The sequence below is a fragment of the Anaerobranca gottschalkii DSM 13577 genome, assembly GCF_900111575.1.
Lineage (GTDB): Bacteria > Bacillota > Proteinivoracia > Proteinivoracales > Proteinivoracaceae > Anaerobranca > Anaerobranca gottschalkii.
Map to the genome: position 1 here is coordinate 23,810 of NZ_FOIF01000019.1, position 7,702 is coordinate 31,511.

The 7,702-nt window shown below is 32.3% G+C and carries 8 protein-coding genes; all 8 read left to right on the forward strand.

Features of this window, described 5'->3' with window-relative positions:
- Positions 1–14 precede the first annotated feature (14 nt).
- On the forward strand, positions 15–1,400 hold the full coding sequence (locus BMX60_RS06280) for a tryptophanase (RefSeq protein ID WP_091350447.1): 1,386 nt from the start codon (positions 15–17) through the stop codon (positions 1,398–1,400).
- A 145-nt stretch (positions 1,401–1,545) separates the two neighbouring features.
- A complete protein-coding gene (locus BMX60_RS06285) occupies positions 1,546–2,880 on the forward strand; it encodes a sodium-dependent transporter (RefSeq protein WP_091350449.1) in 1,335 nt (444 codons plus the stop codon).
- Positions 2,881–2,952: 72 nt separating this feature from the next.
- Complete coding sequence (locus BMX60_RS06290) at positions 2,953–3,333, forward strand: RidA family protein (RefSeq protein WP_091350451.1); 381 nt, start codon at positions 2,953–2,955, stop codon at positions 3,331–3,333.
- 169 nt (positions 3,334–3,502) lie between these two features.
- Positions 3,503–3,934, forward strand: a complete 432-nt coding sequence (locus BMX60_RS06295) for a CBS domain-containing protein (protein ID WP_091350453.1) — start codon at positions 3,503–3,505, stop codon at positions 3,932–3,934.
- 123 nt (positions 3,935–4,057) lie between these two features.
- Positions 4,058–6,040, forward strand: a complete 1,983-nt coding sequence (locus BMX60_RS06300; RefSeq protein WP_091350454.1) for a methyl-accepting chemotaxis protein — start codon at positions 4,058–4,060, stop codon at positions 6,038–6,040.
- Between the two features lie 95 nt (positions 6,041–6,135).
- Positions 6,136–6,657 carry a hypothetical protein gene (locus tag BMX60_RS06305; protein ID WP_091350455.1) on the forward strand — a complete coding sequence of 174 codons (522 nt, stop codon included), beginning with the start codon at positions 6,136–6,138 and terminating at the stop codon, positions 6,655–6,657.
- A gap of 117 nt (positions 6,658–6,774) precedes the next feature.
- Positions 6,775–7,398, forward strand: coding sequence for a TIGR02221 family CRISPR-associated protein (gene csx2, locus BMX60_RS06310; protein ID WP_177159721.1), 624 nt, complete (start codon positions 6,775–6,777; stop codon positions 7,396–7,398).
- Positions 7,399–7,445: 47 nt separating this feature from the next.
- A partial coding sequence (locus BMX60_RS12295; protein ID WP_242945721.1) for a MerR family transcriptional regulator occupies positions 7,446–7,702 on the forward strand: 257 nt, incomplete at its 3' end.

The following is a 7,702-nucleotide window of genomic DNA, read 5'->3' on the forward strand; positions in this document are numbered from 1 at the left end:
ATGGAGGGATTTTAATGCCAGTAAAAAGACCTAAAGCTGAACCTTTTAAAATTAAAATGGTTGAGCCAATCAAAATGATTTCAAGGGAGGAAAGGGAAGAAGCTCTAAAAAGAGCAGGTTACAATTTGTTTAACTTAGATAGCAAAGATGTTTATATTGACCTATTGACAGATAGTGGTACTGGAGCTATGAGTGATTACCAATGGGCAGGTTTAATGCTTGGTGATGAAGCATATTCAGGTAGTAAAAACTACCATAACCTTGCCAATGCAGTAAAAGATATTTTTGGCTATAAATACACTATTCCTACTCACCAAGGTAGAGGTGCAGAACAAGTTCTATTCCCAATCTTAATTAAACCAGGTCAATTCTGTATCTCCAATATGCACTTTGATACAACTAAAGCCCATGTAGAGTTAGCAGAGGGAAGAGCTATCAATACTGTAATTGATGCTGCCTATGATACTACCACTTACCATCCATTTAAAGGTAACTTCGATTTAGAAAAAACTGAAGCAGTTATTAAAGAAAAAGGTCCAGAAAACATCGCAATGATTATTATAACTGTTACTTGTAACAGTGCTGGTGGTCAACCAGTATCTATGGAAAATATTAAAAAGACTTATGAACTTGCTAAAAAATATAATTTACCAGTAGTAATCGATGCTGCCCGTTTTGCTGAAAATGCTTACTTTATTAAGCAAAGGGAAGAAGGTTATCAAGATAAATCTATCAGGGAAATTGTTAAAGAAATGTTTAGCTATGGCGATGTATTCACAATGAGTGCCAAAAAAGATGCCATTGTAAACATTGGTGGTTTATTATGTGTAAAAGAAGATGAAGAGTTATTTAACAAATGTAGATCAAGGGTTGTACCTTTAGAAGGTTTCCCAACCTATGGTGGTTTAGCAGGTAGGGATATGGAAGCTTTAGCAAGGGGATTATATGAAGGTACTGAATTTGAATACCTTGAATACAGAATTGGTCAAGTAGAATATCTTGGAGAAAGATTAAGGGAAGCTGGAATACCAATTCAATACCCAGTAGGTGGTCATGCTGTATTCGTTGATGCTAAAAAAATGTTACCACATATACCATATTATCAGTTCCCAGCACAAGCATTAGCTAATGCCCTTTATCTAGAAGCTGGAGTTAGAAGTGTTGAAATAGGCTCTTTCTTATTAGGTAGAGACCCAGATACCGGTGAAAACTTAGAGTCACCCCTTGAATTACTTCGTTTAACTATACCAAGAAGAGTATATACCAATGATCATATGGATGTAATAGCTGATGGTTTAATTGCTATTAAGGATAAAGCTAGTGAATTAAAAGGTTTAGAATTTACCTACGAACCTAAGATATTGAGACACTTTACTGCTAGACTAAAACCAGTTGAATAAAAATTATAAGGTTTAAAATTAATTAAAGAAAGATTAAAGGGGTATTAATCCTAGGTAAATACCCCTTTAATTATATAAAATTGTGTCAACCATCATGTTTATACGCAGCAACATACCTCAATATTTTATATTAGGAGGTAAAATAATGCAGAATCAACGTGAAAAATGGGCTAGTAAATATGGTTTCGTTTTGGCTTGTGTTGGTGCAGCAATGGGTTTAGGAAATATATGGATGTTCCCCTACAGATTAGGTCAATACGGTGGAGCAGCGTATTTGCTAGTATTCTTAGTATTTATTTTTACTCTAAGTGTAATAGGATTAATGGGCGAGTTTGCTTTTGGTAGAGCTAAACAAAGTGGAGCAATTGGGGCATTTAGTAGTGTTATGGCTGAGAAGTTCAATAATAGTCCTCAAGCCAAAACCTTTGGTAAAATTTTAGGTATAATTCCAGTAGTAGGTGTAACAGGTGTTTTTACCTTCTATTTAATAGTAGTAGGTTGGATAATTAAATATCTCGTTTTAGCTTTGACAAATTCTTTTGGTAGCATTAATATTCCAGAATATTTTGGTGGTTTTGTTGGAACACCTCAAACAATTATATGGAATGCTATTGCACTAATTTTAACAATGATTATTATTAGATTAGGAGTAGCTAAAGGTATAGAAAAAGCAAATAAAATAATGATGCCAGCATTATTTGGTTTGCTAATTCTCCTTGCAGTTAAAACCTTAACACTTAATGGTGCTAGTGAAGGTCTTAAATTTATGTTTGTTCCTGACTGGTCATATCTAGCTAAACCAGTAACTTATGTAATGGCCCTTGGACAAGCCTTCTTTACAGTTTGTCTAGGAGGAGCAGCAATGATAGTTTATGGAAGTTATTTAGATTATGATACAGATATTATTTCTTCAGCTAGAAAAACTGCCTTTTTTGATGTAATTGCTTCTTTAGTTGCAGCACTGATAGTAATACCAGCAGCTTTTGCCTATAATTTAGATGCAGCTGGCGGTCCCCCACTACTATTTATCACTGTGCCAAATGTGTTTAGTATTATGCCTGGTGGATATATATTTGGAATACTATTCTTTATAACAGTGTTGTTTGCCGCCTTATCATCTGCAGTTAATTTAATGGAAGTCCCTGTAGAAGCATTAATGCATCTATTTAAATTAAATAGAAATACTAGTAGTCTAATTATAGCCTTAGTTGGTTTTGTTGTTGCAATACCTCTAAATCTAAATATGATGTGGTTTGGTATGTTTGCTGATTTCTTCACAGTTTATTTAGTTCCACTAGGAGCAGTTATTGCAGCAATTATGTTTTTCTGGATTTTTGGTGCCAATAAAGCTAGGGAAGAAATTAACAAAGGTGCAGTTAAACCAGTAGGAGAATGGTTTGAAACTGTAGCTAAATATGGCTTTACTATAATAGCAATTATAGTATTGATTTTAGGTATAAGACTTGGTGGTATAGGCTAAAAATATTTAAACCAATAGGTGGCTGAAAGCCACCTATTAAATTAATAAATTAAGTAGAAAGGGAGATTTTAAATGAAAGAAGTAATAAAAACAGATAAAGCTCCGGCAGCTATTGGTCCTTATTCTCAGGGAATTAGAATTAAAAATTTTATCTTTACAAGTGGACAATTACCTTTAACTGTAGATGGAATCATCAATGAAGATGTCCAAGAACAAACAAGACAATCATTAGAAAATGTTAAAGCTGTACTTGAAGCACAAGGGGCTTCAATGCAAGATGTAATCAAATGTACTGTTTTTATTAAAGATATGAATGACTTTCCTAAAATTAATGAAATATATAGTCAGTATTTTACTGAGCCTTATCCTGCAAGGAGTTGCGTAGAGGTAGCAAGGCTACCAAAAGATGTTAAAGTAGAAATCGAGGCTATAGCAGTAATAAGGGAAAGTTAAAGTTAAGCTAGTAATCCTTTTCTCCTAAGAGTTATTCTTTTCCATTTTAAATAAAGTGTAAAAGTATCATAAATTCAAAGCCAAATCCATTAATTTATGATATAATTAATTGTAGTTGTTTTGATGTTTTAAGTGGAGAAGATAACTCTTTGCGGAGGTGTAGCTTTGGATGAATATAGCTTTCTTTTTGACACCTAAAAATGAAGTTGTTTATGAATACGAAAATGCTACGATGAGACAAGTAATGGAAAAAATGGATTATCATCGATATACAGCAATACCAATTATTAATAGTGAAGGTAAATATGTGGCAACGATAACTGAAGGGGACCTTCTTTGGAAAATGAAAAATACACCAGATATTTCCTTTAAAGATACTAGTAAAATTTCCATCAAAGATGTTCCTAAAAGAACCCTCAATAGACCTGTTTCTATAAATTCAGATATTGAAGATCTTATAGAATTAGCAGTAAATCAAAATTTTGTTCCAGTAATCGATGATAAAGGGATTTTTATAGGAATAATTAAACGTAGTGACATATTAGGGTATTGCTATAATAAGTATTTAGCAGTACAAAAGCTTGCCAGCGGCCATTGTTAATCAATGGTCGCTATTTTTTAAATAGTGCAAAAAATTAATATATTACTATAGTTCTATACAAATTTAATTCGTTATATGATAAAATTATAGTGCGAGGGAATATAATTCAAGGAGGAGAAAAAAATGTCACTTAAATGGAAAATTGTAGCAATCATAGTTGTACTAATTATATTACCTATAGTTTTTCTGGGGATAACTAATTACCGGCAAACAACTGAACTGTTTTTAAATGATTTTAAACTAACAGCTAGCCAAATTATGGAAGAATCGAAAGAAGGTGTAGACATTTATTTACAAAGCTTAGAGAGGGCTTTGTTGAGCATGACAAAATTAGAAGGAGTACAAAGGGGGACGGAGTCTTTACAGAGAATCGATGAACTTTATACTACTTTACAGGCCTTTCAAAATACATACCCTAATGTAAGCCATGTTTATTTAGGGACTCCTGAAAAAGAATTTTATATTTATCCCCAAGTGAATTTGCCAGAAGGTTATGATCCTACAACGAGACCTTGGTATACCGGAGCAGTTACCAATAGAGGTTTATATTGGACTGAACCTTATTTATCTGCCGATGGCTCAGGTTTTGTAGTTTCCCTTGCAACCCCACTATATAATACATATAATAATAACGAATTTGTTGGGGTTTTAACATTTGACATAAATTTACGGGATTTACAGCAAATGATTTCTGAAATTTCCATAGGAGAAACAGGCACTGCAGTTTTGTTAAGTGGTACAGGGGTTGTTATGTCCCATCCAGTTCCAGAACTTATAGGAGAGGTTTTACCAATTCCAGATCTATTAGAAGAGGTTATGAGCAATATAGAAGGTGGAATGGATTTCCAGTTTAATGGTGAAGAGAGATTTGCTGTTTATAACACTATTGAGAGAACGGGCTGGAAGTTAATCGGTTCACCTTTATATGAAGAAATATACAGTAATGTCAGCTTCATTTTACGTAATATCTTAATAAATGGATTTATAGCTCTAATAATTGCAAGTTTAATTGGATTTGCTTTAACCTTTGCTATAACTAAATCTATAAGTAACTTAGTTAATGATGTAGAAATAATTAGTACCGGTGATTTTACAGTAAAAACCCAAGCAAAATCCAAAGATGAAATCGGAGTATTAGGAAAAGCTATAAATTCTATGACTGAGCAATTAAGTAGTTTGCTAAAAGATATCCAAAGAGTTTCCTCGGAATTAGCTTTAGCTTCAGAAACACTAGCTGCCAATACCGAAGAAACTACTGCCTCTACCAATGAAGTAGCAAGGGCTGCCGATGAAATTGCTAAAGGAGCTCAAGAACAGGCTAAAGATGTAGAAAATGGTTCTGAAATGGTGAAAAAATTAGAAGAAAAATTAGTCGAGTTAAATCAAAGTTCAGGAGAAATCTTAAATTTAACTCATGATGTTGAGAAGGCTAATGAATCAGGTAGTAATGCCGTGGCAAAACTTGTTAAAGCAAACTTAGAAAATAATCAAGCGACGGAAAGTATAGCAAAAACTATTTCAGACTTAAATGAAAAGACTAAATCTATTGGTGGTATACTAGAAACTATCAGCAATATCTCGAACCAAACTAACCTATTGGCATTAAATGCAGCAATAGAAGCAGCTAGGGCGGGAGAAGCTGGTCGAGGATTTGCCGTTGTGGCAGATGAAATAAGGAAGTTAGCAGAACAAGCTAACAATTCTACAGAAGAAATAGCAAAAATTATAACAGAGATCCAAAATGAAAGTCTTAGATCTGTAGAGATTATGGAAAAAACTAAAGAACAATCTAAAGTCCAAACAATGGCCGTTGAAGATGTAGATACTGCGTTTTCAAATATCAATGGTTCTGTTCAAAATATAATTGGAAAGATCCATTCAATAACGAGATATGTTGAACAGATGGCTCAAGATGGTAAGGAAATTGTCGATGTAATGCAAAGGGTAGCAGCAGTTTCTGAAGAAACGGCAGCTTCATCTGAAGAAGTAACAGCTTCTATGCAGCAAACAGCAATGGTAGCAGAGGAAGTTGCTAAAGCAGCAGAGCAACTTAATACTCTGTCAGAAAAACTTAATAATGAGCTAAACAAGTTCAAAATAAGTTAAAATTATGCCTCCTTGAAAAAGGGGGCTTTTTATTTGAATAATTGCCCACTGGGTAGGGAATAATACCTTAAAAACCTTTCAAGGTGGTAATTATTGTGAAAGAAATTAAGGTAGGAATAATATTGTTATTTTTTATATTAGGAATGTCCTTAGTGATAGGTGATACAAAACCCTCCCTTAAAGCATCAAGGGAATTAAAAGAAGAAGTTATAGGGCAAATTACCTTAAAGACTTACCAATTAACTAGGGAAACCGTTAGAACTTCTAGGGAGTATCTTTATCAACAAATAACAGGTGAAAATAAAATTCCTTTATCTTCCTCTGATTCCCTTAAGTGGCAAGAGATAAAAAAAGGAATTTCAGAGCTGGAAAAAAATTTAGACTTTTGTTTACAAAAATTACAACCCAATAATTCCTTATATATTGATATTTCTACAACTAAAAAGTTGTTAATGGCAGCAAGACAGTACAATGATTTACAATCTATAATTGATGCCTATAAAATTCTCCATGATCTAGAACACTTCTTTTTTTATCACAACAGAAATGAGGTTTATTATGGGGTAACTAAAACCCTATCTGGAGAAGTTAAATGGAAAAGTAAATATGTCAACTAAGGACCTAGCAGCTGAATCCAGTTGTTAGGGTTTTAATTTTTTTGGATTTAAGTAGGAATTTAATGAAAAATATAGAAATAAATATTTGTTTAAATTTTAAAACATGGGAGAGTTAAAGTGGCAAAGGTTTTAATTACTATTATAGGAACAGGAAATCCTATTAATAGATCTTATAAACCGGCATTGTATAAAATAGGGGATAAAGAATATGAAACAGAATTTATTGCCAAAGCTTTAGTACAACATTATCAAATAGACAAAATTTTTATGTTAGGAACAGCAAAATCGATGTGGGAAGAGGTTTATTTATCCTTTTCAAAGGAAGAAGATCAAGATAAAATGCTGTCACGGGCAGGAAAAATAGAAGAAAAAATAAAAAAAGGTGGATACGATAAATGTCTAATTGATGAAGGGGATCTGAAATTAATTAGCAATACCATTGAAGAGTATTTAGGGTATCAGGGATCAAAGTGTTATTTATTGAAGTATGGTTTAAATGACCAAGAGATTATGGAAAATTTCAATGTGTTTTTAGAAATAGAAAAAGAATTAAATGACGGTGACGAAATTTATTTGGATATTACCCATTCTTTTCGTTCACTAGCCATATTCCAATATATGATGATAAATTTCGCTGAAAATGTATCTAAAAAGGATATTAAAATTAAAGGAATTTTTTATGGCATGTTAGATGTATATGGTCAAATATTAAAAATTTTAAAAAAATTATACTACTATTAAAATAAATATATGTTATAATTATCTCATAAGGAGATGATTATAATGAAATCAAGGAAGTATTAGAATTATTGCAAATATCAAGACCTACTCTAACAAAATATGTAAAAGAAGGCTTAATAAAAGTAAGTGTTCTACCTAATGGTAGATATGATTATGACAAAGACAGTGTATATAAATTATTTAACAAATTTGCAAACTATCAAATAAGGCAAAAATTTTGTAAAGAAGGCAAATATATCTCTTATAATCAAATGGATAAACTATTAAAACAAGAAGGAATGGATAATGATTACAGAAATATGCC

Excerpts from the sequence above, each read along its gene's own strand:
- BMX60_RS06280 (WP_091350447.1), top strand. The coding sequence starts at position 15 with ATGCCAGTAAAAAGACCTAAAGCTGAACCTTTTAAAATTAAAATGGTT.
- BMX60_RS06285 (WP_091350449.1), top strand. The coding sequence starts at position 1,546 with ATGCAGAATCAACGTGAAAAATGGGCTAGTAAATATGGTTTCGTTTTG.
- BMX60_RS06290 (WP_091350451.1), top strand. The coding sequence starts at position 2,953 with ATGAAAGAAGTAATAAAAACAGATAAAGCTCCGGCAGCTATTGGTCCT.
- BMX60_RS06295 (WP_091350453.1), top strand. The coding sequence starts at position 3,503 with ATGAATATAGCTTTCTTTTTGACACCTAAAAATGAAGTTGTTTATGAA.
- BMX60_RS06300 (WP_091350454.1), top strand. The coding sequence starts at position 4,058 with ATGTCACTTAAATGGAAAATTGTAGCAATCATAGTTGTACTAATTATA.